2 protein-coding genes are annotated in these 4,003 nt (G+C 73.7%); both read right to left on the bottom strand.

What is annotated here, in order from left to right; translation table 11 throughout:
• Positions 1-138, bottom strand: a 138-nt coding sequence (locus tag ABEB00_RS36085; protein WP_425586526.1) for a polyketide synthase docking domain-containing protein, incomplete at its 3' end; no start/stop codon positions are given.
• Positions 139-159: 21 nt separating this feature from the next.
• A complete protein-coding gene (locus ABEB00_RS19285; RefSeq protein WP_345621090.1) occupies positions 160-3,942 on the bottom strand; it encodes an SDR family NAD(P)-dependent oxidoreductase in 3,783 nt (1,260 codons plus the stop codon).
• Positions 3,943-4,003: the final 61 nt, after the last annotated feature.

A 4,003-nucleotide genomic window follows, 5' to 3' on the forward strand; every position in this document is an offset into this window, starting at 1 on the left:
CGGGAAACGGCACGCCATACCGACGATCGCGATCGGCTCGTACGCCTTGTCCTCCGCCTCCCGCAGCAGCTTGCGTGCCTCGCGCGCGTCGGCGACGGCCCGCTTGAGGTAGTCGCGGAGTTTCGCCTCGTCAGCCACGTGTTCCCCCTGGGTAGCCAGTCAGCCGAGTTCGTCGACCAGCGCGAACAGCTCGTCGTCGCTGGCGGAGTCGATGTCGGGTTCGTCGGAGTCGGAGTCGGAGCGGTGCGCTGAGTCGGAGTGGGAGCCGGAGTCGGTGACCTTGGTGCCGCGGGCGCCCTGGGCGGTGCCGCACAGGGCCAGCAGTTCCCGCAGGCCGTCGGTCATCCGGTCGCGGTCGGTGCCGTCGTCGGCGGCGAGCGCCGCCCGCAGCGTGCTCTTGAGACGTTCGATGTCGGCCAGTACGGGCTCCGCCGCGGAGACCTCGTCCAGCGTGAACCGCTCGCGCAGGTACCGGGCCAGTTCACCGGTCGTCGGATGGTCGAAGACCAGGGCGGTGGGCAGCCGGAGCCCGGTGGCGGCGCCCAGCCGGTTGCGCAGCTCCACGGCGGTGAGGGAGTCGAAGCCGAGGTCCTTGAACGCCCGGTCCTCGTCCACGCTCTCGGGACTGCCGTGCCCGAGGACGGAGGCCACCTGCGCCCGGACCAGGTCCGTCAGCGTCTGGATGCGTTCCCGCTCCGGCAGGTCCCGCAGCCGCTGCTGGAGGGACGACGCCGGGCTGTCCCCGCCCGCGTCCGAGGCGGTCGCCAGCCGGGGCCGCCGGCCGCCGCCGCTCACCGCCGCGCGGGTCAGGTCCCGCAGCAGGGTGGGAACGGCGTCGCCCTGGGCCCGCAGGGCCGCGATGTCGAGCCGCGCGGGCACGACGACGGCCTCGCCGAGGCGCTGGGCCGCGTCGTACAGCGCCGTGCCGTCCGTCGAGGACAGCGCGAGCAGTCCGCTCCGGGCCATGCGGCGGTGGTCGGCGTCGGTGAGGTGTCCGGTCATCCCGCTCGCCTCCGCCCACAGGCCCCACGCGAGGGAGGTGGCGGCCAGGCCCTGCGCCCGGCGGTGGGCGGCCAGCGCGTCGAGGAACGCGTTGGCGGCGGCGTAATTGGCCTGGCCGGGTGTGCCCAGCAGGCCGGCGAAGGAGGAGTAGAGGACGAAGGCCGACAGGTCGAGGTGCCGGGTCAGGTCGTGGAGGTTCCAGGCGGCGTCCACCTTGGGCCTGAGCACCGTTTCCGTCTGCCGCGGGGTCAGGGCGGTCACCACGCCGTCGTCCAGGACGCCGGCGGTGTGCACGACCGCGGTCAGGGGATGTTCGGGCGGTACGGAGGCCAGCAGGGCGGCCAGCGCGTCACGGTCGGCGACATCGCATGCGGCGACGGTCACCCGGGCGCCGAGATCCCGCAGCTCCGCTTCGAGCCCGGCGGCGCCGGCGGCCCGGGCGCCGCTGCGGCTGACGAGCAGCAGGTTGCGTGCGCCGTGCTCCGTCACCAGATGCCGGGCGGTGAGGGCTCCGAGGACTCCGGTCGCACCGGTGACGAGCACCGTGCCCTTGGGGTCCAGAGGCGCGGGAACGGTCAGGACGATCTTCCCCACGGCCTTGGCCTGGGACAGGTGGCGGAACGCCTCGGGTGCCCGGCGCACATCCCAGGTGGTCACGGGGAGCGGTCGCAGTACGCCACGCTCGAACAGGCCGAGGACCTCGGTGAGGATCTCCTGCAGGCGTTCGGGGACCGCGCCCTCGCTGCCGGGCGCGGTGCGGGCGAGCGCCGTCAGGTCGTAGACCTGGTAGCTCACTCCCGGATGCGCCCCCTCGACCTGCGCCGCGTCGCGGATGTCGGTCTTGCCCATCTCCAGGAAGCGGCCACCCTGGGAGAGGAGTCGCAGGGAGGCGTCGATGTACTCGTCCGCCAGGGAGTTCAGCACGACGTCCACGCCCTTGCCGCCGGTGCCGGCGAGGAACTGGTCGTGGAAGTCCAGGGTCCGGGAACTGGCGATGTGGGCGTCGTCCAGCCCGAGCGAGCGCAGGGTGTCCCACTTGCCCGGGCTGGCCGTCCCGTACACCTCGGCGCCGAGGTGGCGGGCTAGCTGGACCGCGGCGATGCCCACGCCGCCGGCCGCGGCGTGGACGAGTACGGACTCGCCGGGGCGCAGGTGGCCCAGGTCGACCAGACCGTAGTAGGCGGTGAGGAAGACCACCGGAACGGAGGCCGCCTGCGTGAAGGTCCATCCCTCGGGGATTCTGGCGAGCAGCCTGCGGTCGGCCACGGCCACCGGTCCGAAGGCACCGTCGAAGTAGCCCGTGACCCTGTCTCCCGGCACGAGGTCGGTGACGCCCGGACCGGTCTCCAGGATCACGCCGGCGCCCTCCGCGCCCATCAGGGCGTGCTGCTCGGGCACCATGCCGAGGGCGATGAGCACGTCCCGGAAGTTCAGGCCCGCGGCACGGACGGCGATGCGTACCTGGCCGGGGCCGAGCGGCTGCATCACCTCAGGGCACGGGACGGCCTTCAGGTTCTCCAGCGTTCCCTTGCCGTCCAGGACCAGCCGCCACTGCGCTGTCCCGGCGGGCGGGACGAGGACATCGACGCCCGCGCTGCGTGCGAGCCGGGGTGCCAGGAGCCGTCCGGCGCGGATCGCGAGCTGCGGTTCGTCCGCGGCCATCGCCGCGGGCAGTGCCGTCATCGATTCCGGCCGCGCGTCGGTGTCGATGAGCGCGAAACGGTCCGGGTGCTCCGTCTGCGCCGTACGCACCAGACCCCAGACGGCGGCGGCGGGCAGAGCGGTCGGTGCGCCGGCGCCGCCGTCGGGTGCGCCACCGCCGCCGAACGCGTCGTTGCCGTCGGGTGCGCCGGTGCCGGCCGGTGTGGTGACCGCGCCGCGGGTCAGAACGATCAGCCGGGAGCTGCCGAACCGCTCGTCGGCCAGCCACGACTGCACCACGTCGAGGACCTGAAGGGTCACCTCGTGGGTTCGTCGTGCCATGTCGCCGTCCCTGTCACCGACGACGCCGTCACCGCCGTCGTCGTCGCCCTCGCTGTCCGATGCGGCGACGCACAGCACGACCGCGGAGGGTACGGGGCCGTGGCCGGCCTCGACCGACCGGGTCAGGGCGGCGAGGTCCGCATGGACGATGGGCGCCCCGGCCGAGCCCAGGCTCTCGGCCAGGTGCGGGGCGTCGGTTCCCAGTACGGCCCAGGGCGCCGGGTCGGCGACCGGGGCGCCGGAGCCGGCAGCGGAGCCGAGTCGGGCCGTGCCTGCCGCTTCCCGGCCCGGCAGGAGGGTCCAGTCGAGGTGGTACAGCGCATCGTGCTCGACGACGGTGGGCGCGCCCCGCAGCCCCTCCCGTGCCATCGGACGCAGGACCAGCTCATCCACCGTCACGACCGGCGCGCCGGTGTGGTCCGTGGCCACCAGCGACACCGACGTGGTGGCGGGGCCAGCCTGCCCACCGCCCGTCGCGGCGGTGACGGTCAGCCACACCCGCAGCGAGGTCGCACCGGTGGCGTGCAGGCGCAGGCCGGCCCAGGCGAAGGGCAGGACGGAACGGGCCGCTGCCTCCTGGAGGGAGAAGCCGGGCAGCAGGGTGTGCAGTGCCGCGTCGAGGAGGGCGGGGTGGAGGGTGAAACCCGTAGCGTCGGAGCGCTGTTGTTCCGGCAGCTCTACCTCGGCGAAGATCTCGTCGCCGCGCCGCCACACGCGTCGCAGGCCACGGAACGCGGGGCCGTAGCCGTAGCCCTGCTCGGCGAGCCGGTCGTAGGCGCCGTCGAGGTCGTCCTCCACCGCGTCGGGCGGAGGCCAGGCGGTCGAGGGAGCGGGCGGTCGAGTGGTGTTGTCCACCGTGAGCAGGCCGGTGGCGTGGCATGTCCAGGGTGGTTCGGTGTTCGTGGCGGTGGCGGTGGGGGTAGGGGTGTCGGGGTCGGGTCGGGAGTGGATGCTCACCTCCCTGTGGCCGGAATTGTTTTCGGCTCCGACGACGACTTGGAGGCGGACGGAGCCGTGT

The sequence above is a fragment of the Streptomyces ziwulingensis genome, assembly GCF_039542605.1.
GTDB lineage: Bacteria > Actinomycetota > Actinomycetes > Streptomycetales > Streptomycetaceae > Streptomyces > Streptomyces ziwulingensis.